This is a genomic window from Clostridium rhizosphaerae, assembly GCF_016765585.1.
GTDB classification, from domain to species: Bacteria; Bacillota; Clostridia; order Clostridiales; family Clostridiaceae; genus Clostridium_AT; species Clostridium_AT rhizosphaerae.
Genome location: NZ_JAESWC010000017.1, coordinates 1 through 20,848 on the forward strand (window position 1 = coordinate 1; position 20,848 = coordinate 20,848).

The 20,848-nt window shown below is 27.1% G+C and carries 21 protein-coding genes and 1 pseudogene; 18 read left to right on the plus strand and 4 right to left on the minus strand.

Annotated elements, in window-relative coordinates; translation table 11 throughout:
* Positions 1 to 509 precede the first annotated feature (509 nt).
* The 9 genes from JK636_RS24175 (at position 510) to JK636_RS18540 (ending at position 7,741) form a co-directional block, all read left to right on the plus strand.
* A complete protein-coding gene (locus tag JK636_RS24175) occupies positions 510 to 626 on the plus strand; it encodes a hypothetical protein (RefSeq protein ID WP_420839275.1) in 117 nt (38 codons plus the stop codon).
* 79 nt (positions 627 to 705) lie between these two features.
* Positions 706 to 978, plus strand: coding sequence for a hypothetical protein (locus JK636_RS18505; protein ID WP_202750464.1), 273 nt, complete (start codon positions 706 to 708; stop codon positions 976 to 978).
* A 462-nt stretch (positions 979 to 1,440) separates the two neighbouring features.
* A complete protein-coding gene (locus JK636_RS18510; RefSeq protein WP_202750465.1) occupies positions 1,441 to 2,118 on the plus strand; it encodes a hypothetical protein in 678 nt (225 codons plus the stop codon).
* Between the two features lie 410 nt (positions 2,119 to 2,528).
* Positions 2,529 to 3,491, plus strand: coding sequence for a hypothetical protein (locus tag JK636_RS18515; RefSeq protein ID WP_202750466.1), 963 nt, complete (start codon positions 2,529 to 2,531; stop codon positions 3,489 to 3,491).
* Positions 3,492 to 3,714: 223 nt separating this feature from the next.
* The gene (locus JK636_RS18520) at positions 3,715 to 3,903 is read left to right on the plus strand and encodes a hypothetical protein (RefSeq protein WP_202750467.1); all 189 of its coding nucleotides are present in this window, start codon (positions 3,715 to 3,717) and stop codon (positions 3,901 to 3,903) included.
* A gap of 566 nt (positions 3,904 to 4,469) precedes the next feature.
* Positions 4,470 to 5,183 (plus strand): helix-turn-helix transcriptional regulator, encoded by a 714-nt coding sequence (locus tag JK636_RS18525; RefSeq protein ID WP_202750468.1) that lies wholly within the window; start codon positions 4,470 to 4,472, stop codon positions 5,181 to 5,183.
* A gap of 734 nt (positions 5,184 to 5,917) precedes the next feature.
* Positions 5,918 to 6,559, plus strand: coding sequence for a helix-turn-helix transcriptional regulator (locus JK636_RS18530; RefSeq protein WP_202750469.1), 642 nt, complete (start codon positions 5,918 to 5,920; stop codon positions 6,557 to 6,559).
* Positions 6,560 to 6,665: 106 nt separating this feature from the next.
* Positions 6,666 to 7,112, plus strand: coding sequence for a hypothetical protein (locus JK636_RS18535; protein ID WP_202750470.1), 447 nt, complete (start codon positions 6,666 to 6,668; stop codon positions 7,110 to 7,112).
* Between the two features lie 134 nt (positions 7,113 to 7,246).
* Entirely contained in the window at positions 7,247 to 7,741 is a 495-nt protein-coding gene (locus tag JK636_RS18540) for a hypothetical protein (RefSeq protein WP_202750471.1), read from the plus strand.
* 613 nt (positions 7,742 to 8,354) lie between these two features.
* On the opposite strand, the gene JK636_RS18545 is transcribed toward JK636_RS18540, so the two are convergent.
* On the minus strand, positions 8,355 to 9,662 hold the full coding sequence (locus JK636_RS18545) for a helix-turn-helix domain-containing protein (RefSeq protein ID WP_202750472.1): 1,308 nt from the start codon (positions 9,660 to 9,662) through the stop codon (positions 8,355 to 8,357).
* A 308-nt stretch (positions 9,663 to 9,970) separates the two neighbouring features.
* Here JK636_RS18545 and JK636_RS18550 point away from each other — a divergent pair, with 308 nt between their 5' ends.
* The 4 genes from JK636_RS18550 (at position 9,971) to JK636_RS18565 (ending at position 15,055) form a co-directional block, all read left to right on the plus strand.
* Positions 9,971 to 10,162, plus strand: a complete 192-nt coding sequence (locus JK636_RS18550) for a hypothetical protein (RefSeq protein ID WP_202750473.1) — start codon at positions 9,971 to 9,973, stop codon at positions 10,160 to 10,162.
* Between the two features lie 71 nt (positions 10,163 to 10,233).
* Positions 10,234 to 11,418: a methionine adenosyltransferase gene (metK, locus tag JK636_RS18555; RefSeq protein WP_202750474.1), complete on the plus strand. Its 1,185-nt coding sequence runs from the start codon at positions 10,234 to 10,236 to the stop codon at positions 11,416 to 11,418.
* A 668-nt stretch (positions 11,419 to 12,086) separates the two neighbouring features.
* Positions 12,087 to 13,343: a radical SAM protein gene (locus tag JK636_RS18560; protein WP_202750475.1), complete on the plus strand. Its 1,257-nt coding sequence runs from the start codon at positions 12,087 to 12,089 to the stop codon at positions 13,341 to 13,343.
* A gap of 26 nt (positions 13,344 to 13,369) precedes the next feature.
* A complete protein-coding gene (locus JK636_RS18565) occupies positions 13,370 to 15,055 on the plus strand; it encodes an ABC transporter ATP-binding protein (protein ID WP_202750476.1) in 1,686 nt (561 codons plus the stop codon).
* 243 nt (positions 15,056 to 15,298) lie between these two features.
* Here the strand turns inward: JK636_RS18565 and JK636_RS18570 are convergent, their stop codons facing one another.
* Positions 15,299 to 15,652 (minus strand): hypothetical protein, encoded by a 354-nt coding sequence (locus tag JK636_RS18570; RefSeq protein ID WP_202750477.1) that lies wholly within the window; start codon positions 15,650 to 15,652, stop codon positions 15,299 to 15,301.
* Between the two features lie 200 nt (positions 15,653 to 15,852).
* Positions 15,853 to 16,683 carry a hypothetical protein gene (locus JK636_RS18575; RefSeq protein WP_202750478.1) on the minus strand — a complete coding sequence of 277 codons (831 nt, stop codon included), beginning with the start codon at positions 16,681 to 16,683 and terminating at the stop codon, positions 15,853 to 15,855.
* A gap of 151 nt (positions 16,684 to 16,834) precedes the next feature.
* On the opposite strand from JK636_RS18575, the gene JK636_RS18580 reads away from it, so the two are divergent.
* From JK636_RS18580 to JK636_RS18600, 5 genes and pseudogenes are all read left to right on the plus strand, one after another.
* Positions 16,835 to 17,347: a peptidoglycan-binding domain-containing protein gene (locus tag JK636_RS18580; RefSeq protein ID WP_243428273.1), complete on the plus strand. Its 513-nt coding sequence runs from the start codon at positions 16,835 to 16,837 to the stop codon at positions 17,345 to 17,347.
* A gap of 430 nt (positions 17,348 to 17,777) precedes the next feature.
* Positions 17,778 to 18,092 (plus strand): hypothetical protein, encoded by a 315-nt coding sequence (locus tag JK636_RS18585; RefSeq protein WP_202750479.1) that lies wholly within the window; start codon positions 17,778 to 17,780, stop codon positions 18,090 to 18,092.
* A 104-nt stretch (positions 18,093 to 18,196) separates the two neighbouring features.
* A pseudogene (locus tag JK636_RS18590) lies at positions 18,197 to 18,499 on the plus strand (transposase); the annotation flags it as partial.
* A 290-nt stretch (positions 18,500 to 18,789) separates the two neighbouring features.
* Positions 18,790 to 19,140: a hypothetical protein gene (locus JK636_RS18595; protein WP_202750480.1), complete on the plus strand. Its 351-nt coding sequence runs from the start codon at positions 18,790 to 18,792 to the stop codon at positions 19,138 to 19,140.
* Positions 19,141 to 19,440: 300 nt separating this feature from the next.
* On the plus strand, positions 19,441 to 19,677 hold the full coding sequence (locus tag JK636_RS18600; protein ID WP_202750481.1) for a hypothetical protein: 237 nt from the start codon (positions 19,441 to 19,443) through the stop codon (positions 19,675 to 19,677).
* 351 nt (positions 19,678 to 20,028) lie between these two features.
* On the opposite strand, the gene JK636_RS18605 is transcribed toward JK636_RS18600, so the two are convergent.
* Entirely contained in the window at positions 20,029 to 20,268 is a 240-nt protein-coding gene (locus tag JK636_RS18605; protein WP_202750482.1) for a hypothetical protein, read from the minus strand.
* Between the last annotated feature and the right edge of the window lie 580 nt (positions 20,269 to 20,848).

Below are 20,848 nucleotides of genomic sequence, written 5' to 3' on the forward strand. Positions count from 1 at the left end.
AAAAAAAAATAAACTAGAGGTAATTCTAGAGTGTAATTATGAAAATAATAGAATAACTTCTAAAGATAAAATTATATTTAATATCGGCAGATCTGCATGTAGAAGACTAATTTATGGATTTTAGTGCACCGTGCACCTTTGTGGTTATTAGCTATAAAATTTTATTTATATAACCCAGCAATATTCAGTAAAAAAAGATATTGTTGGGTTATATTTATGCTTGGACAACATTGGAGTTTATATACCATATATAATATAGAAATTTGTATAGATATATTGATTTTTTCAGACAAACACACATACCATAAGAAAGAATTAAGAGATATACGATTTAAAATACTGCATAGGCTTTATAACTATAGAAAAAAGTTATTTAATTGATAATTTCTATAATCAAATAAAGTGATTTATGTTTGAAAATTAATAAAACAATTGCTTGATAATCCTTTTAAAATTTAAAAACAACTTATTTGTAATATTATTATAAGGAAATAAATAACTAAAGTAATATAAAATACGATTATGAAGAAATAAAAATAGGAAGAAAGGTAACAGCAATAAAGTTCTACATAAAAACAATTCAGAAGCGAATATGGAAGCTAATAACTAGGTTTCAGCTACTCTAGATATAAAAAGCCACCTAAGAATGATGTTAAAGGCTCTATCGACGAAATAAACGCAATTAAAGCTATATTAGGGAAGAATGTGAATGATGATTCGGCAAATAATATCTTAAAATACTCTAAAACTCAAAATATTGATTCTAATCTTATAGGTTGGTTTCTAAAAACTGTGTTGAATTATGAAAGACCTATAAAGGCTTTTAGAAAAGATAATTTCAATAACTTTCAACATCGCACATACGATATGGAAGTTCTTGAGAAAAAGTTATTAGAAAATAGTTATGTCAACACCAACGAATCAGATGATTTTGAGCAACCTTATATTAATAGGATGTTAAAGGAGATTAGAAATTAACCGGTTAAGATGTATATGATAAGATTTTATTGTAAAGTATAAATAACTAAATAATAGATTTACTTGTAAGATCATCAAGAAAATATACCATATAGATGTTGTGCAGATTAGTTTAATAATTATATATAAATTATATATTATATATTGATTTTAAAATATAAAATATATAATTACACATATTATATATTTTATAAATGATATTATTTATTGTCACTAAATATTAGCTTAATACTTATTAAACATAATATTAAAATATAAATATATAATATTGGAATTAACATATATAATATTTATTTTATATATATATATTAAATATTATATAAAATTTCAAATAAATACTTGTTAATCATTTAAGCAATTTGTTTGTTACTTGCCTTACTATTAGAGTAAGGCTTTTTTATTTGTCGTTCTAAAATAAATATAGAAAACTAATTTAAAATTATTTAAAGAGGAGGAACGTAAATGAAAAAGGTGCCAGAAATAACCCTAGCAAGATATATAAGTGATAGAGAGGAAGAAATTATCCGAAAATTAGAATTAACAAGCCCTGAGCTTATAGAAGAACTTGAATCAATTCATTATTTTGAAAAGGCTAGAGCAAGTTTATATAGAAGTATTAGCGCTAAGCTTAATAAGTCATTATCAATGCTGAGAAGTTTTATAAAAGAAGATGAGTTTTGGAAGTTGGAAAAGGAAACTGCTGAAGCACTACAATCAGCTTATACTGAAGGCTGGACCTCAAGTTATGAAAATAATAGATTTAAAATTTACGCAAAAGACTTCCCCGTAAGATTATACTGGAAGAAAATAAGCACAGACTTTGATAGTCTTAATCATCAATTATCCTTGAATGTAGCGAAAATGATAAGGTCAGCTGCTAACACACCAGTAAAATTAGATACTGTTTTTGTATGGATAAACTTCTATATGCCTACCCCCCACTATGATATAGATAACAGTTACTATAAGCCTATTATTGACGGAATAGTGAGAAGTGGACTTATTAAAAATGATGATATTACAGATATGAGCTTTGGATTTAAAGGTTATTATGACAAAGAAAATCCTCATATGGAGATATACATATACCCTGAAGATAATATTAATTTCTGTGAGATACTTAGCCGAGAAATGAAATAACTATAAATAGCTAAAACCATTCGATTAACCCTTACAATAAAAAATAAAAAACTGTTCTATAATAAAATTAGGTGAAAATGGTATATACCTAATTTTATTTTTGGTATATACCAAATTGCAAATTTGAGAAATAAGGCAAAAGGTATATACCAATTTTTATAACAGTCCTTATTTTTCAGTGTTTTAATAGCACTGAATTTTTTATAAAGAAAAGGACTTGCGGCACCCAAGCTTCTTTTTGTGCCGCCATCCAACAAAGAAACTATTTGTCTAGCAACTAGAGAAGCCTCCTTCGGAAAATAATAAAACAATACATTAATAAGAATGAATTATTGTATGAATAACTGCCTAAAAAATTCAGTAAAAGAATACTTTGTTTTAGATATTTAAAGGTGAAAGGAGATTAATTTATGGTAGAACTTACTGAAAGAGATATTAAAATTTTAGATTTAATTTCAGAATATGGAGGTATATATGTAGAAGATGTTAAAGAAAAAATCTATGGAAGTGAACAATATTACAGAAGAAGAATAAAGAAGTTAATAGAAGAGAATTACTTATTGAGGAATAACAGAATCTTATATTTAGGTTTCAGGGGAAAGAAATACCTAGAAGAAAATAATAAATCCTTTAGGAATATTGGAACAGATAAAGATCTAAGGAAAAGAGCAGCAGAAATATATAGACTATTCAGCAGTTTAGAAAGTTTTACTACAATACCCAGCTTTAAAATGGAAAGAATAACAAAGAACTATGCCTATAAATACTATGGAAAAGCGATAAATAAATATGGAAAAGAATATTGGATATACAGAATAGGAAAAGTAACTCTCAAAGAAGATGATGAAGAAGGTAATGCAAGAAAATTAAGAGGTAAAGAGTTAGATATCCAAAGATTAAAGAAAGAGCTAAAAGAAATAAAAGATTATTGTGAATCTAACAACGTTTCTCAAGGGGTATCTGTAATGGTATTTATAGAGGATAAACATGGAATGGAAATATATAAATCTGTGTTCACAGCAGCACCCGTTACAGAAGAATTATTAATACCATATACAAAGAGTGGACTAGCACTAGCAAATAAATACATTGGCCTTGGAGAAGGAGAAAATAATATTGTATTACAAAAGCTAACAGAAAATGGTGTTAACGTAAAACTCGGACATTCAGAATGGACTGTAGCTAACTTTGATATAGATGGTAATTATGGTGTTAACTTAACAACATCTGATTATAAGAGAGAGTTGTCAGTAAAGAGTTATTTATCCTTAAAAGGCTACCCGGATAAATTAACTATAGTGTGTGCTGAAGCTCAGAAAAAGAAGTATGAAAGTGAATTTAAAGGATGTAATATGCTAGTATTAAGTAAATGAAAAATCGTGGCAGATATTTAAAGAGTTAATACAAATATTTTGAAATTAATATATAAAGGCTTTTATTGAAGAAAAGAATTAGAAAAATATTAATGAGTATTACTTCTAAAAAGGGAGGGAACCTTCTATCTCTATTAGGAAACTGGTTTTTTATAATATAGTGCCTATTTTGAATAAAATAAGTTAAAATTTAAGTATATTAGATTATCTGGAGGTTGATTTTATGACTAAGGCTTTTGCTAACCTATTACTTGTTGTCATAATAGAATTTACTTTAATGGTAACAGGTATGGCACTCATACCGATAATTACACAAAGTAAATGTAAAAGATATATCAATATTAATTATATTCAACCGGTTTTTGTGCTTCTTGGATTGGTAGTATTAGCCTGCTATATTAAATTAGGTTAAAATATGAACTAGATGTAGTTAAATGAAATTTTATTATTTCATAAAGTCTTAGGAAGAATACATTGTCATATAATAATTTTATTATAGGTGACTTGTAAAATATAAATTAACTTAAGTTCTAGTGCTTTCTTAGAAGTTCAAAAAGTACACTTGTGAATTGTTATATTTCTAATTTTAGATAAAAGGAATTAGTTGATATGAAGAATAGGAACAACAAGCATTTGAGCTATTCTATTTGAATTACCTAAAATAGTAATATTAGTTGAGTAAGTATTGGATATAAGTATATGAATATATGGCTTTAGCACTTTATTACACTATTAAAGAGGGTATCTAAAGAAGAGATAATATCAGTTCTTTAGATACCCTAATAATTTTTAATTACATCTTAGTCAAGAAATAAAAATAGCTCATATATAGCATTCTATAGAAAGTGTTTTTTTGTTATTAATAATGTGATGTAATAATACCAGAATCTATAGTAATTAAAAAACATAAAAAGTGTGATTGATTTTTACATAAAAATAGCGTATAATTTTATCATAAACACTAAAGGGGTGATAAAGTTGAGAAAAAATAGAATTAAGAATTTGAGGGAAATGATGGAATTAACACAAGGGCAATTAGCAGAAATGATGGGTACAACTCAACAGAGAATATCTCAAATCGAAAATGGGTCTGTTGAGCCAAGTATAACAGAAGTTTCAAAATTGCTAAAAATATTTTGGTGTAGTTTTGACGAACTTTTTGTTGAAGAAGAATTGTCAGATGAAAATTGCACCAGTATTCTAATAACGTATAAACCATTAGAAGATCATGTTGATCCAAATTTTAATTATCTTATATATGGAGAATCAGGACAAAAAGAATCACGAATTATTAATATACTTGATGAAAATAGGAATGGTTATAAACAGATATATATTTTCTTTAATACAACAATTAATGGAAGTAGATATATTACTGGATACTTTTTAATTGATAAGGTATTAAAGCGTAGTGATGATGATGAAGAAATTAATAATCTTCCTGATTGTTCAGCTAAGTTTGATGATAGTTTAATTATAGTTGGAAATAGAGAAAAATCTAAAATACTAACATTTCCGCTTTTATTTGATAAGAAACTCGCGTTGAGTTTGTATTCTCTAGGGTTTCAAGAAGAAGAATTTATAGATGAAGATAAGGAACTTGCTCATATATCTAATAAAACACGTATGCATAGGCTGCTATCAGACGCCGACACAAGGATATTACTTAGTAAATGTGAAAAGAGAGGATAATTTTATAACTGAAATATTCTTTAAAGATTTTAATAGTCCTAGTATATTGCTAATATTCCGTATAAAATTATAAAATATTGCTTACCATAAATTAACAGAACACATTTTGAATGTATAACTTTATTTAAAAATTGTACATTCGGAGAAATGCTGAAGGTTTTGGTATATAAGGGGCTGCTGTGATTTTACTCAGCAGGCTCCTTTTATTTTGTTTTTGAATGTAATGTTTTCGTAATATAATAAAAAGGAAAAGTGAGGTTTTTTATATGTCTGTTGAACTAGTTAAGGATAAAAACCTTATATATAAATTCCTCATACATCTCAGAGGAAAAAATCAAAGTTATATAGTTATAACATATGCAGCAGAAGATGAGCTATACAGCTTAATTCAATTATAAAAAATTTATATAAAAAAAAATACAGTAGTTAGCTACTATATTGCTCTGGTGAACTATATTAAGTATTTTTAATACTAATCATAAATAGAATAGTCCAGATTGTGTTTTGGCGTAAATTTTATCTGATGTTAGTGACATCAATATTTCCTATTTCTTAAGTTATTATTGAAAATTTTGTGAGAGAAAATATCAACAGCTTATATTATGAGAAGTATACTAAACCCTAATATTAATAAGGAGGTGTTTGCAGAACGTTAGTTTTTAATATAAATCTATGTGTTAGGAAGAAAAATACTCTAAAACTAAAAAACAATAGCATACTCAAGGAGGATTAAAATGACCTTTGTTGATTTAAAAAATGAGTTAGAAGATTTAAAAAATGAGTTAGAAGAAATAATATATGAGTTAAAGAAAAGGGATATGATTGAAGATAAAATAAACTTATTAAAAGATAGAATTGATGAATTAGACTTAGATAGCTCAGGTTCCATAAGTGAGAAATTAGATAACATTATAAGCGAAAAGACTGAAGATATTAATTGCTTAATGGATGAGTTAGTCTATGGAGTTGAACAAGTTCTTAATATATTACAAGATAACATTGAATTGTCTATAAGTGATGAAAAAAGAGAAGCTATTGAGGAATATTTGGATGATTCAATTCAGATTATTAATGATTTGGATTGTCAATCAATTGAATATGAGGATTTAGAAACTGTAAAGAATAACTTTGAATTATCTATTAACTATGATGAAAGCAGAAAAAAAGAATTAGATAAAAAAGAATCAAAGAAAAGAAGAAACAACAGAAGAAATTCAGAAGGATTAACTCTCAGACAACAAATAGAAAAAGAACAACTATTAAAAACTAAGGAACTAATTAACCAAGGTCTTAGTGATGATCAAATTGCTAAAAATTTAGGATGTAATGTAAGAACTATACGAAACCGCAAAATAAAAATAAAGGAAATCAAATGACGAATATAAATTTATAAGAAATTATTGGTCAGAGTTTTAATTTTAGGGACAATAAAAAATATGTAACAATTGGATAATTAGCTAGGATAGATGGAGGATTTAAGGTATGATTTATGACTTAAAAATACAGAAAGATAGAAAAGAATTTATAAAGAAAGAAATTATATCTGAAATAGAGTGTGTTGCAACAAAATTAGTTTGCGATAGTAATTTAAAAAGTCTTAATGAGATACTCCTTATAGTAGGTACATTGAGGGATGTTGAAAATGAATTCGGATGTGATTTAAGGGAAATATATGATGATTTAAGTGAAGTATATATAGAAAAAACCGAGACGGCAGAAATAATAGAGATAATAGATAGATTCATAGATGACTTAAATGAATTATGTGTTCATAATGATTGCATAGAAAATCTCATTAATAAGTTAGAAGATACAATAGACAAAATGAAAGATTTGAAATCAGTGGATTCAACATATAGTACATATTTAATTAAAAATATAAATAAACCTTTAGAACAATTAACAGAACCAAATTATAGAAGGATATAGAGAAACACAGAGTGTTTCTCTTTTTCTTTAACAAAAAAATAAATTTAATAAACTTAAACTTAGAAATAAAAACCCTTATTTATATAAAAATTATTTTATATGATTATGAAAATAAATTTTAGGAGGAAAACAAAATGTATAAAACGAACAGCAAAAGAGGCGAGTACTTTTTAGAAAGGAGTGGTGTAATTAGTGCAAAAGATATTTTAAATGACTGCTTAGAAACTATCAATAGAGAAAGTGAAGAAATTATCCAAGAATTAAAATATCGAGGAACTGAAATATTACTAGATGAAATTCAAGACGATATTGAAAGTGAAGAACTTGGAAATGTAATTGAAGACGAAGTGATTGAATCATACGCAATGAGTATTTTTAATGATGCTTTGCAAATAAATGGAGTAGAATACTTAGAACAGTCAGATAAAGAAATTATACTAAAAGCTACTGAAAATGAATTGATAAAGCTAGTTATGAAAGATAGTAATATAAAATTTGGTGGTGAAATTGTTTTAAGTATGGATGAATATAAAATGATTGTGCCTTTTGTAGATAAACAAACTGGTGATATTTCAAATGATGGTATAAAAAGAATTTTATTACTAAAGAAGTTGGATAAAATGATTTAATATTATAAGTTTTAATTAATAGAACAAGTCTCCTATAGCCTAAAACTATAGGAGATTAATATATAACTTGATGGTAAATAGTAAATTTTAAATTAAGATTATTAAAATATATAAAGATGGGATGATAATTTGCTTATTGATTTTTTAAAAACAACTCATATAGAATCAGAATTAAAAATACCGTTAGATATCAGTAAAGAAATCCAACCTAATGAAAGCGAAGAATTTTTGCATGGTACATTTTTAATTATGGATTAGGCTGGAGCAGCTTAAAATATAAGCTAGGTTAGTTATAAAAATAAAGACTGCAGTTCCAGCAAACTGCAGTGTAATAAGGATAACCGCTAAGCCATAAGAAAGCTACCTTTCGTATGGTTTTATACATTATATAACAAAGATTTAAATATTAAACAACAAATTAATATAAACAGACTTTAAGTAAGGAACTATATATAAATATGTTTTCAAAAGGCCTAGATAAGCAAGATGAAAAAATATTCTATAAGTAAATTATATAATATCAAATCAAATAGCTAAAGTTAAGTTTAATAAATGAATAGAGTGATCCGTTAAAATCTTTATTTACGACAATATTTCTTACTTAAAATAGTTGCTATTTTCTATTATCTAATATAAATTTAAGCAAAGAACCTACATTTTCGTTATCATTAATATCATTGTAAAAATCCAAAAGTTTAAAAATTGGAGTAATGTTAGCCTCAATAATATGTAATGATAACAATTCAAGGACATCATTTTTAAAAAAGTTTATCTCAGATAAATTTCTCTCTTTTACAAGTATAGTTAAAAGTTCATTTAACGACTTTAACAATATATCAATGTTTCTATGATATTTGCAGGCCATTATCGACTTCTTATAATATTCTATAGATAAGTCAGTATTATTTATTAGGGAGCAAGACAATGCTATCTGATTATAGGTATTAGGTGAATGATAACTTTTTTCAATATCATTATAATTATTGACTAAATAGATCAGCTTATCTATATAAAGTTTAACATTGTGTGTATCTTTTAATACGGTATAAATATCAAGTATATTTGCCATAACTAATATAATATTTTCAGTATCATTATCATCTAAAGTTTTGAGTAAATACTCATTTAGTTTAAATGCATCGCTATAAAAATTTTTGTGTCTCATGCAGTTAACTTTTAATATATTAAGTTTAAAGACATTTTCTTTTGTTAGATTTTTGAAAGTAGTTTTAATATGTTCGAGTTCGATTAAAGCCTTATCATATTTTTTTAGATACATATACGCTAGTATATTGTTATAAAGAACCTTATACTTTAATTCTTCTGGAACATTATCATTATATACAAGTGCTAAATTGTTAAAATCCAGAGCTTCCGTATATTTACATAAGTGAATGCAAGTATTACCTATTTTTTGTAGGAGTTTGAATAATCTAATATCATTAAATAATCTATTGTGATTCTCATAAGCTTTTATATAGTAAATATAACTTCTGTTAAATTCCTTTTGATTTCTTAGTATATCTCCTATCTTTTCATAGATAATCATCTTCTTTTCAGGTACGTCGTATTTTGCCATGAACAATTCTATTTCTTTAATATCCTCGCTAATATCTTTTGAAAGATTATTTTCATTGTTACATAAAAACTCTATAAAATTATCGGCAATTTTATTTGATTGAACGTTTATATCCTCTAGCAAATATTCAGCACTTAAATTGAAATTTATATTTTTCTCTTTACATATCTTATTTATATTATCAGTAATTATCTGCGCTACTGCAGGAGTAAGGGCAGATTTATTATTTTCAATTATACTTATAAGCTCACGGGTTATTTCACCACCTGTAATTTCTTTTTGGCTGATTTTAAATTCTTTTCTAATTTTCCGTATTTTTTGGCCTGGTGATAGAATTTCCATACTATTTTCCTCCTTGCTTGTATTTATACTATATTTTTTGTTGTATGCATTGTAATAAAGTGTCACCGTAGATATTTTCTTATAGCGACTTATGAAAAGAATTAAGGGTTTGTCAAAATTTGGTTTTATTATTTCTACATACCTAATTTGATATCAATATAATTATTATATCATAAAAAATAAAAAAGTAAAAATAATTATTTACAAATCCTAAAAGTAATGCTAGAATAAAAATGTAAACAAAATAATTTACATTTTGAAACTATATTTACATTTTAAAATTATGGGATAAAAGGGAGAGAATTAAAATGAGAAAAAAAGTATTATCTGTATCAATTGCAGCGGGGATGTTCTTATGCTTAGGGTTATATTCTACCGATAAAGTAATTGGAGTGGAAAATATTGTTAAAAGCAATATTCATATAAGTTTAGCATCAGTAATTTATCCTTTAGATATTACACTTGATTCATCAGATCCAGGAATATTTCCTCCAGAGTAAAAACAACAATAAATACTTTAAATTCAAGTAATGATACAAATTTTGTTTGTATGCATAAGGAGATTGGGAATATGAGTGAAATATTTTTTACTTCTGAATCAGTTACGGAGGGGCATCCAGATAAAGTATGTGATCAGATATCTGATGCAATACTTGATGAGATATTAAAGCATGATCCTTACGGAAGGGTTGCTTGCGAAACTATTATTACTACAGGAATGGTGTTAATAGCTGGTGAGATAACCACCAATTGCTATGTGGATATACCTAAAATTGTAAGAAGAACAGTGAATGACATTGGGTATAATAGAGCAAAGTATGGATTTGATTGTGAAACATGTGCTGTAATTACGTCTATTGATGAACAGTCAAGAGATATAGCTTTGGGTGTAGACTCATCCTTGGAGAATAAATCAGGCAAAATAGAGGACGAGCTTTCTATAGGCGCAGGAGACCAAGGAATGATGTTTGGCTATGCCTGTAATGAGACCCCTGAATTTATGCCATTACCAATATCAATAGCTCACAAGCTTACAAAGAGATTGGCGGATGTTAGAAAAAATGGAATTATACCATATCTTCGTCCAGATGGCAAAGCTCAAGTTACTGTTGAATATGAAGGAAATTTACCAAAAAGGATTAAGGCTGTGGTTATATCTGCTCAACATAGCGAAGATGTGTCTATTGAGATGTTAAGAAACGACTTGATGGAAAAAGTTATTGGTACGGTTATACCAAGTAAGCTTATAGATGAGAATACTGAATATTATATAAACCCCACAGGAAGATTTGTTATTGGAGGTCCTCAGGGTGATACAGGTCTTACTGGTAGAAAGATAATAGTTGATACATATGGAGGGTACGCACGTCATGGAGGAGGGGCCTTTTCAGGGAAGGACCCTACAAAAGTTGATAGATCTGCAGCTTATGCAGCCAGATATGTAGCTAAAAACGTAGTGGCGGCAGAGCTTGCCGATAAATGCGAAATACAACTCTCATATGCAATAGGAGTTGCTAATCCATTATCGATTTTAGTAGATACGTTTGGTACAAATAAGATTGAAGAATATAAAATTGAAAAGCTTATAAGAGATAATTTTGATCTAAGGCCTGCATCTATAATTAAGAAATTCGCATTGAGAAGGCCTATCTATAGACAAATAGCGGCTTATGGACACTTTGGGAGGGCCGATATTGATTTGCCTTGGGAAAGCTTGGATAAGGTAGATGAATTGAAAAAATCCGCCTTTATGTAGACGTTTAGAGAGGCTTGGATATTATTTGTTATATTAAAAATATAACAACAAACAAAAAGAGTAAAAAAAACTATTTACATTTAGAGAAAAATATTCTAGAATAATAATGTAAACAAAAATGTTTACATTTGTTATAAGTATAACTGTAAAGGAGGATATCAGAATGAAAAAATTAGTTACAGTAAACAAGACAAGAATTCAATTAGCATCATCCTGTAGCATTGGTTTCTGTGGTATAGGCTAATATTTTAAAAAAAGGAGGATATCAGAATGAAAAAATTAGTTACAGCAAACAAGACAAGAATTCAATTAGCATCATCTTGTAATTTTGGTTTCTGCGGCATTGGCTAATATTTAAAAAAGGAGGATATCAGAATGAAAAAATTAGTTACAGCAAATAAAACAAGAATTCAATTAGCATCATCTTGTAATTTTGGTTTTTGCGGCATTGGCTAATATTTAAAAAAAGGAGGATATCAGAATGAAAAAATTAGTTACAGCAAACAAGACAAGAATTCAATTAGCATCATCTTGTAGCATTGGTTTCTGTGGTATAGGCTAATAGATACTAATAGATAAATACATTTCAAAATTAAGAAATGTATTTATCTATTAAACTTAAGATCAACCTTTATGTATAAGTTTTATCACTTTAAGGGGGTATTGAAATGAATAAAATGATGAAAAAAATTTTTGTAAATGATAAAACCTATGTTCTTGATGGAAGAACGTTAGAGCTATATGAATTAACAGACGAAGATAGTTTTATTAATTTGTCCAATGAAGAAATTGAAACTCCGTTTATAAATAATTATGAGGAAACTAGTACACTTAGTAGACTAACGTTAAATATGTCAAATGAATGTAACTTAAAATGTAAATATTGCTATGCTAATGGCGGTAATTATCATAGAGATAATGCTATTATGTCAAAGGAGACTTTTAACAAGATAATCGATGATTTGAAAAAGAGAAATATCAAAAGTATAAGAGAAGTAAAGTTTTTTGGTGGTGAACCATTACTAAATCTTGATTTAATTAAATATGGACTTGATATATTTAGCAAAGAATTTAGTGTTTTCAAATATCTCATTGTAACTAACGGTATATTATTAACACCTGACTTTGTAAAAACATGCATGAAATATAATTGTCATTTTGCAGTAAGTTTAGATGGGCCAGAATTTATAAATAATTTCTTAAGAGGAAATAACACTCATAGTAAAGTAATAAATAATTTAAATGATTGTTTTAATAACGAATTTAAGGAAAAAGTCCAATTGCTCTGTACGTATACGCCGTATCATTTGGAACAAGGATATACAAAACCAGATATTACTGCTTATTTCGAGCAATTAGGTTTTAAATATATAATAACTAAGGTAGGATCACCAAAAGAATTTTTTAAGTTTGAAAGTAGCATGGAGGAAAACAATACATTTGAAGATATAGATGCATCATTTGAATACATTCTAAATAATACTCTAGGAAAGACGATAAACCCGTTAGTTTATGAAGTTTTGGTTGCTATTGGATACAATCAGAAGGTTTATGGTTTCTGTGACGAACTTAATGAAAAAGTAAACTTATCCTATGACTATAATGGAGATAGATATATATGTTATAGATTCTGGGGTAAGAATGACTATAATTTAGATAATAGTAACTATAAAGATGAATATGACAAAATCAATAATAAGAAGTATAAAAATAAATGTGAAGACTGTTGGGGAAGGTATTTTTGCACTATTTGTCCGGCTAACGTTTTGGAAGAATGTATGGACACTGGATTTGGAGTATTTGATAACGAGTGCAAAAAACTAAAATATTATGAGTATGTCTTAAAAAAGTTTTGTGAACTATACGACAATGGAGATGCGCAAGTTTTAGTAGATAACTTTACTAATTTTATAAAAGAATCATAACCTAAATTAAAATAAGGAGGGTGTTTATGAAAAAATATTTTTTTAAGTATAAAGCATTGTTATCGGTAAATATAATTTTCATTGTAGCGTGTTCTATAATGGAAATACTTATTGCTTTTATGATAAAGAGTGTTATAGATACTGGTAACGGTACAAATGTTACAAATATATATAAAGTATCATTTCTTAGTATAATATTTATACTGATAATGTATATTCTAAATTATTTTAGAATTATATTTCAAGCAAAGTATATTAAAAGAACGTTGATTACGTTAAAAAAAGATATTTTTCAAAATATAATACAGAAGGATATAAGAAGTTTTAATGATGTTAATAGCGCCAGTTATATTTCGACATTAACAAACGATATAACAATTATTGAGAGTGATTATTTTATAAGCATATTAAATTTGATTACAAATGTAACTAGATTAATATTAGGATCAATAGCTATTTTTATGATAAATATTTATATAGCAATCTGCATATTTGCTATGGCATTTTTAAATTTGCTAGTACCCGTTATCTTTTCTAAAAAAGTTATTAACTTGAAGAAATCATACTCTGATGCGTTAAGTGACTTTACTATAAAAGTTAAAGATATATTTTCAGGATTTGAAATTATAAAAAGCTTTAATGTAGAAAATAAACTATCAAAAGAATATGACAAATTTAATCTTGGAGCAGAAAATTCAAAATATAACTTTCTAAAACTAAATTCTTTTGTAGATATTATATCAGGTGCTTTTGGATTTTTAGTATTCTTTACCGCACTAGCTGTAGGAACATATTTTGTTTTCAAAGGAGAATTAACTTATGGATTATTAATTGCAGCAGTTCAGTTAATGAATAATATTACAACACCCATAGCAAATATTTCTTCAATATTTAATAAGATAAAATCAGTTAAAGCCATAGAACAAAAAATCAGCAGCCTTACAGATAATAAGGAATGTAAAAAATTATTAAAAGAGAAGCACTCTTTTAATAAGGAAATAGTATTTAATAATGTTAATTTTTCTTATAATGATGAACGTAAAGTTTTAAATAACATATCAATGAAAATTGAAAAGGGTAAAAAATATGCATTAGTCGGAGATAGTGGTAGCGGTAAATCAACTATATTAAAATTGCTATTAGGATACTATGAGGATTTTAAAGGTGAAATTAGTATAGATGGGTTGGCTAATAGGGATATAAATTCATCGGATTTATATAAACTTATTTCAGTCATACAACAAAATGTATTCATATTTGATGATACTGTAAAAGAAAATATAACTTTATTTAAAGATTACTCAAGTGAATGCATAAATAGAGCTGTGAAACTTTCTGGACTAGATGAATTGATAGATTCTTTGCCTAATGGTATCGATAGTGAAGTAGGCGAAAATGGATGCAATATTTCTGGTGGTGAAAAACAAAGAATTGCTATTGCAAGAGCCTTAATAAAAAATACACCTATTCTTATACTAGATGAAGCGACATCTTCTCTAGATAATAAAACTTCATTTAGTATAGAAAATTCCATACTAGATTTAGATGATCTAACTTGTATTGTTATTACACATAAACTTAATGAAGATTTATTGAGAAAATATGATGAAGTAATAGTCTTGAAAAATGGCCAAATATGTGAAGCTGGAAATTTTGATAAACTTATTGAAAATAAACAATATTTTTATAGTCTATATAATGTGGCGGCTTAATAATATGCCAGATATAGTTTAATTAAAACTTATATCAACAAGAGTGAGTGATGCTCTTGTTTTTATTTTTATAAAAAATATTTACAACGAAGATATAAGATTTAGGGAGTGTAAATATACTTGTGTAAATTCAAAATTATTTGCGTTCCTCAATAAAGCTGAGGTATCAAATAATTTTAACATCAGCTTTGATTTATTTATAATTTATATTCTTTAAGTTCTTCAGTGGTTAAATCTAATATATTAACATCTGTCGCTTTCCAAAACAAAGCTAATTTCTGCTTCACTAAAACTTTCATTTTCTTTCATATATTTAATAAGATGCTGTCTACGTATATTGATCGGACTATGCTTTTCTAATCCCTGAAGTAGCACCATAGTTAAAAATTCTTCTTCAAAGTCGAAACCGTATTGCCTTGAAATTTGTATTTTTTTTATGTCGAGTCTATTTAGTGCTTTTCTTAATGCGTCTGAATTAGGTTCCAAGCCTAAATCTATGTTTATAGAACTAAACTTTTCACCATCATTTAATTTACCAATTACATCATGTTTTAAAATTAATTTAAACCATTCTTCTGTAGTAAAAGTATTTCCCATATAATCATCCCCTATAGTAAAGTTATTAATTTAAATTTTCCATGTAACTTTATATTTTGTGCTATCTTTTCCAGTAAAGTATTTCGGAATTTTATACTATTATGGAATAATTGAATCATAAGAAAATATAAAAGGCCCTTAGCCTAAGCTAAGAGCCTCAGACTGTAGACAAAAGGAGCTATTGATTAGCTCTATTTCTATTAAGCACCCATAATTTGTTCAATAATTTTTATTGTTTCAGAGTTATTTCCTAAATATTCAACTATAATGTGTCCCTTTTTATAGTAGTGGGGATTTTGTAAACTATTTATATCTTTCGCTTTAAGTGTGGTCATAGCTAGTTTATTAGCTTCATTTTCTATATTAGAACTATTAGTATACTCGTAAATATTTATCTTATTTTTATCAATAGTTAAAGTTATTGATAAAAGTAAAAATGTTTCGTTTTTATCAATAATATCTAATTTATATGTATACCCACTCTTAATAAGTTCATTTTCAAAGTCAGTGTACTTAAAGTAGCTTTCTTTGCTTAAGCTATCTAAAGATACAGATTTACTTTGTTTCTCGGTATTATCGGGTATATTCTGATCAATAGTAACATCAGTATCTTTGCCTTTTAAACTTGAGGATTTCGTGTTTTCATAGGCAATAGTATGGTAATTAGATGAATAATTATTTTTTATATCTAAATAAAAGTATATAGAAGTAATACAAATTAAAAATGAAACTGCTGATATATAATATTTTTTATATTTCTTATAACTAATATAAAAGCCGTAGCTAGGGCAGTTCTTATATTTATCTCTATCAATATTTTTTAGAACATCATTTCTTACACTGTTAAAACATTCATTAGAAGATCTAAAGTAAGTCTTAAGTATATTTTCATCTTCCATGAATTCTTTATATAAATATCTACAATCAGTACAACTTTCAATATGCTTTAGCATATTTTTTTTAAAGTTATTTGAAATATTGTTATTAGATGATAAGTTATAAATATTTTTTCTGAATATTTTACAATTCATATTATTACTCCTTCGAATAAAAAATTATAATTAAAAGTTAGTATTATTAATTAATACGAATAATAATTGTAATAGTTTTAATATGAATTGCAAAATATATTGACAATATAAGGTTTAATGATATAAAATTGTAAAAAAAGGGGGGGAATACATGAAAAAAAGTAAAAAAGTTTCTTTAATTTTTTGTTTTGCATTATCTATGTTATTTGCTGGGTTCAGCAATAACATTGTTAAGGCAGATACCTTATTTCAATATGATGGGGATAGTATATTTCATGGAACCTTTTATAGATCCGTACCTTATATAAGTGATCCAGGATCATATACATGGAACAATAATATTCTTCGTGGGGTATATAAAGCAGATTATACTGGTGGGGTTACAGGTTTTGCACTTAATACTCGTTTTCACAGTACTAATACTTATTATACTAGGAGTACATCGTATAGTGGATGGTATGATTCCTATGTAGAGGACATTCAATATGGATTATATAAGGTAGGTTATTTAAGTTGGTCAAGTATTGATGGATATTTTGGCCCAACAACTAAACAGGCTGTAATAAATTTTCAGTCAAGAAATGGACTTAGTGCAGATGGCGTAGTTGGGTATAATACATGGTATTATCTTTCTACAACTGGACAAGGTGTATTAAGTAGGTAAAGTTACAACTAAGGTGATGCGAGTTTTAGAACATTTTATTTATAAAATATTAATATAAGGATTAAGCTATAACAAATTATCATCACAACACAATATTTATTGTGTTGTGATGATACGACCCCTATAAAGCATTGATATATAATGCTTTATAGGGGTTTTTATTATGCTTAAAATATGAATTTGTAAAAATGATAACAACACAATATAATGAAAACATACAATATGTTGTATTTGGAAGATGTCTCGATGGGACACAAATGGATGTTAACATGAAAAGTGTAGAGCCAATAAGAAGTGAGAAGAAGATCCAGGATCTTGAAAAGTACCTTTTAGGAGCGGTAGCATGAGAAATTATGCTTTAAATATTATAATTGTTTTATATATCTATATAATAATGTTTACAACTCTAATTTGTGTTTGGTGGTTACTTATGAGAGCAGCATACAAAATTAGTAAATTTATTTTTAAAATTAAAAGATTGTATGGATATGGTGAGGATATTCCCAAAACTGGACTATATCAATGTAAGGTATGTAAGGAAGAACAATGGTTAAATAGGTATGGTCAATTCCCGTTATGTAATCATAAAACTAATTTTCAGAGGTATTTTAAAGAGTTTTTACATCTTCGTACATGGAAATTTATTAGTGAAAATAACAATACTAAAAGTGATAAAGAAGAAGAGTTGTGTGCTATAAGTTTAGAAGAAAAAGGTGAAAATTCTACATTGGAATATAGCAGGTAATTTATAAATGTAGATGAAAGGATATTTCACACGTAATTAACAGTAATTTAGCTTTAATACAAGTAATTCACATTAGATCAGAAAATTAAAATTAGCTATCTTTTATAAAAAGGCTTGCTGCTTATGTTATTCTTGGAATAAATCAAGATGGTAGAAAAGAAGTTCTAAGTATTCAAATCGTCCAAAATGAAAGCAGTAAATATTGGCTTAGTATGTTAAATGAATTGAAAAATAGAGGTGTAAAAGATATCTTAATTCTATGTGCAGATGGGCTTTCAGAGATAAAAGAATCTATCAATGTAGCTTTTCCAAACATGGAATATCAACGCTACATTGTTCATCAAGTTCGCAATACTTTGAAGTATGTTGTTGATAAGGATAAGAAGAAATTTGCTGCTGATTTAAAGATTATGGAGAATGTAAAGAGCAGTATAGATTTAAATCATAAGTATATAGAACTTAAAAAGTATATCCCAGAGCAGCCCAAAGGTGAAAGTCCAGCAATAGATACTGAGGTGCTTTCTGGTGTTCACTTCGAGGGATTTTGATTTGGTTAAATTTATCATGGACAATGGTTGTCTAACATCAAAATAGGCTTATAAGATATTTTTTAATCATGCAAAGCAAGAGGAATTGATATCACGAAGAAGATTGAAAAAACAATCAGAAAATATATTACCTCAAGAAAAAGCCGTCAATGCACAGTATTAAATGTATTGATTTTTATTCAGAGTTAGTATTTCAGGGGGCAGAGATTTTACAGTTTAAGAGAGAATTAAAACTGCATAAATGCACAGCAGATGCCTTTATTGCCTTTAAAATAAGCGGTAAAGGTAAAATGATACTGTTAGAGGTGGATTTGTATAATAAGACTAATCCAGAAAAGTACAAGGAATTATATGAGACACAAGAGTTTCAAAGAAAGTATGGCATATTCCCACTTATAACTATAGTGTCTAAGAGCAAAAGGGATAAGATTAATACACCCTTCAAGGTTAAGTATATAGATTTAAGGCTTGAAGATTTAAAAGAGCAGTTATTTGTTTGATGGAGGTGTAAGAATGTTTTATGTAAAAACTCAAGGAGCTGCAAGGCTCCTTTTTTATTTGTATCTTACTGTATATCGTGGGGTGTATCGTACATTGTATTTTAAGGTGATATACTTCAACAGCCTTTAAAGTATTGGTATAGGCTATAGGTACTAGAAATTAATACCTATACATTTATTAAATAAATGTATTATGTCTATTCTATTATCTTTTTTTTCTTTTCCTATTACCTCGGCCGTTTTCTTTTTCTCTTGCTTATTGTAAATGGCAAACAATATAATAATACCTGAGGTGATAGTATGTCAAAGAAGATAATCGAGCAAATCCAGAATAAGAAATATAACAAATATGTATTTAAGTTAGATGACGGAACTATAATTATAATAAATGCAGCTGATAAGTTAGAAGCAATAAACATGCTAAGTAAAGGATTAAAAAATAATCTATTTGAAAAACATGACTTTGAAGTATTTACGGTACATGCTGAAATAAAAAAAGACGGAACATCAATTATATACGATAGTGATGAAGAGTAGAGGCAGTAAGCCTCTTTTTTGATATGACTATAAATAGGCCAAGCGGTCAATACTCTAAATATTAAGTTGTTTGGAGGGCTTCAAAATGGAATTAGCATTAATTAAATTATTGGTATGTTCTTTTATAGGAGCTGTAGCAGTGTTTTTATATAATAAGATAAATAGATTAAAAGAATAGTTTTAAAAGCGTTTTACAGCCTCATAGAGAGGTTTTTTTATTGCAGAATAATATAATACCTAAAATTAATATTAAGGAGTAATAACTAGGAATATTGTAATTTGGTTAACATAAGAATTATAATAGAAAAAGAAGCCTCCGTACTAGTAATACGAAAGCTCCTTTGAGGGTGTCTATAAGCTCCTAAAGGTAAAGGAACTTGTAGATATAGAGATTGTTAAGCTACCAATCTTAACTTCTCTTTGATTAGACTTATGTTCAATAAGAGACTTATTAGGGTTAGACGCTGGTGCTTTAGGTTCTGGTGTCTTTTCCTTTTTAAATATCTTAAATATCCACTCCTTAATTATGGCAGCTACCGTAGAGGTAGCTACTTTATCAAATATAATTCCAATGATTCCAATAATTTTCATATTAAGACTTCTCCTTTTATAAAGTTTTGTTTAAATCATTATTACTAATTACTCTGCTGTTTATTACACGCTCAAGATGTATTTCTAAAAATATTTTTTAACATCTTCAGATCCCTCCTTTAAAAAATCTAATACTGGTTTATGAGTAAGGAATGCTCCATATAAATAAAGTTATTAATTCTGGATAAATTCCTTTAAAATAAGCTGATAATTTTCATCTCTATATAGAAAATTAAAATCTTAATTAATCTAACTTTTATTGTATTTTAGATATAAAGTTGATACTTATTCCGGATTGTGTGCTTTAATATGCTTTAACCGGATTTTAATAGTGAATTTTGACTACTATTAAACTGTCATTAGATTTAAGATGTTTTTTTGTGTGTAAACATATATATAAAAGACCTGAAAACTTTTAACTATTTTTTGCTTGATTTGTGGCTAAATGAACAAAAAATCGTTCGACAAGATATTTATTACATAAGACTTTAGGTAAATATAATAGACTCTTTAAAATAAATCAAATTTTATATGAGAAAATAATAGCTGTAACTTAGCGTTGGTAAGGTGGCGCTGCAAA

What these genes read in the sequence shown, in the direction of transcription:
- JK636_RS18510 (WP_202750465.1), top strand. Translation starts at nt 1,441, where the DNA reads ATGAAAAAGGTGCCAGAAATAACCCTAGCAAGATATATAAGTGATAGA.
- JK636_RS18515 (WP_202750466.1), top strand. Translation starts at nt 2,529, where the DNA reads ATGGTAGAACTTACTGAAAGAGATATTAAAATTTTAGATTTAATTTCA.
- JK636_RS18520 (WP_202750467.1), top strand. Translation starts at nt 3,715, where the DNA reads ATGACTAAGGCTTTTGCTAACCTATTACTTGTTGTCATAATAGAATTT.
- JK636_RS18530 (WP_202750469.1), top strand. Translation starts at nt 5,918, where the DNA reads ATGACCTTTGTTGATTTAAAAAATGAGTTAGAAGATTTAAAAAATGAG.
- JK636_RS18535 (WP_202750470.1), top strand. Translation starts at nt 6,666, where the DNA reads ATGATTTATGACTTAAAAATACAGAAAGATAGAAAAGAATTTATAAAG.
- JK636_RS18540 (WP_202750471.1), top strand. Translation starts at nt 7,247, where the DNA reads ATGTATAAAACGAACAGCAAAAGAGGCGAGTACTTTTTAGAAAGGAGT.
- JK636_RS18545 (WP_202750472.1), bottom strand. Translation starts at nt 9,662, where the DNA reads ATGGAAATTCTATCACCAGGCCAAAAAATACGGAAAATTAGAAAAGAA.
- JK636_RS18550 (WP_202750473.1), top strand. Translation starts at nt 9,971, where the DNA reads ATGAGAAAAAAAGTATTATCTGTATCAATTGCAGCGGGGATGTTCTTA.
- metK (WP_202750474.1), top strand. Translation starts at nt 10,234, where the DNA reads ATGAGTGAAATATTTTTTACTTCTGAATCAGTTACGGAGGGGCATCCA.
- JK636_RS18560 (WP_202750475.1), top strand. Translation starts at nt 12,087, where the DNA reads ATGAATAAAATGATGAAAAAAATTTTTGTAAATGATAAAACCTATGTT.
- JK636_RS18565 (WP_202750476.1), top strand. Translation starts at nt 13,370, where the DNA reads ATGAAAAAATATTTTTTTAAGTATAAAGCATTGTTATCGGTAAATATA.
- JK636_RS18570 (WP_202750477.1), bottom strand. Translation starts at nt 15,652, where the DNA reads ATGGGAAATACTTTTACTACAGAAGAATGGTTTAAATTAATTTTAAAA.
- JK636_RS18575 (WP_202750478.1), bottom strand. Translation starts at nt 16,683, where the DNA reads ATGAATTGTAAAATATTCAGAAAAAATATTTATAACTTATCATCTAAT.
- JK636_RS18580 (WP_243428273.1), top strand. Translation starts at nt 16,835, where the DNA reads ATGAAAAAAAGTAAAAAAGTTTCTTTAATTTTTTGTTTTGCATTATCT.
- JK636_RS18585 (WP_202750479.1), top strand. Translation starts at nt 17,778, where the DNA reads ATGAGAGCAGCATACAAAATTAGTAAATTTATTTTTAAAATTAAAAGA.
- JK636_RS18595 (WP_202750480.1), top strand. Translation starts at nt 18,790, where the DNA reads ATGCACAGTATTAAATGTATTGATTTTTATTCAGAGTTAGTATTTCAG.
- JK636_RS18600 (WP_202750481.1), top strand. Translation starts at nt 19,441, where the DNA reads ATGTCAAAGAAGATAATCGAGCAAATCCAGAATAAGAAATATAACAAA.
- JK636_RS18605 (WP_202750482.1), bottom strand. Translation starts at nt 20,268, where the DNA reads ATGAAAATTATTGGAATCATTGGAATTATATTTGATAAAGTAGCTACC.